The sequence below is a fragment of the Alteromonas lipotrueae genome, assembly GCF_019249215.1.
In the GTDB taxonomy this organism is placed as follows: domain Bacteria; phylum Pseudomonadota; class Gammaproteobacteria; order Enterobacterales; family Alteromonadaceae; genus Alteromonas; species Alteromonas lipotrueae.
Genome location: NZ_JAESDI010000038.1, coordinates 1 through 1,179 on the forward strand (window position 1 = coordinate 1; position 1,179 = coordinate 1,179).

General features: G+C 43.3%; 1 rRNA gene. It reads left to right on the plus strand.

Annotated elements, in window-relative coordinates:
- Window positions 1-564: 564 nt before the first annotated feature.
- Window positions 565-1,179: ribosomal RNA gene (locus JKP82_RS20670) — 23S ribosomal RNA — on the plus strand; the annotation flags it as partial.

A 1,179-nucleotide genomic window follows, 5' to 3' on the forward strand; every position in this document is an offset into this window, starting at 1 on the left:
ACCCTAGGGGAACCTGGGGTTGGATCACCTCCTTACCAAAATGTCGATGGTGACATTGTTAGTGTAGTGCCTACACAAATTGTCTTGTTTAAAAGTTTAAAGATGTGCCTTAGAGCGCTTAATTTTGATTGCAAAATCAAACTTAAGTGCTTTCTTTGAAAGCATTATGTTCTTTAACAATTTGGAAAGCTGATATTTAATTAGTAAATCAATCAAAATTTGAGTAATTGAGAAGTCGAAAGACGTACTTACTACTCTACTTGACTTGAATTGCTTGTTATCAATCTTTATTTGATAGCAAGGCAATTTCACGATTAGCTTGTCATGCATACAACTGAGTTAGATCTCATCTAAGTCCTGAATTCAAAAGGCGGGAGAGTCTTTCTTTCTTGTTCATTGTATCAATAACACTTCGGTGTTCATTAGTGCAATGGCCGAGACATTGGGTTTTAGCTGAGCCACGCAACGAGCGAACGAAGGCGCATACTTCCAGTATGTAACTGAGTGAGCGAGGAAGCTTGGTGAAAGATAAAGACCAATGAAGAAGGCCATTTGGGGTTGTATGGTTAAGTGACTAAGCGTATACGGTGGATGCCTTGGCAGTTAGAGGCGATGAAGGACGTGTAAGTCTGCGAAAAGCTGTGGTGAGCCGACAAAATGCATTTGAGCCACAGATGTCCGAATGGGGAAACCCACCTATTTATAGGTATCGTTACATGAATATATAGTGTAACGAGGCGAACGAGGGGAACTGAAACATCTAAGTACCCTTAGGAAAAGAAATCAACCGAGATTCCCCTAGTAGCGGCGAGCGAACGGGGATTAGCCCTTAAGCAATTTTGGATTTAGTGGAAGCCTCTGGGAAGTGGCGCGATACAGGGTGATAGCCCCGTACACGAAGAAACCATTGTTGTGAAATCGAGTAGGTCGGGACACGTGTTATCTTGACTGAATATGGGGGGACCATCCTCCAAGGCTAAATACTCCTAACTGACCGATAGTGAACCAGTACCGTGAGGGAAAGGCGAAAAGAACCCCTGTGAGGGGAGTGAAATAGAACCTGAAACCGTATACGTACAAGCAGTGGGAGCAGACTTGTTCTGTGACTGCGTACCTTTTGTATAATGGGTCAGCGACTTATATTTAGTAGCAAGGTTAAGCGAATAGCGGAGCCGTAGC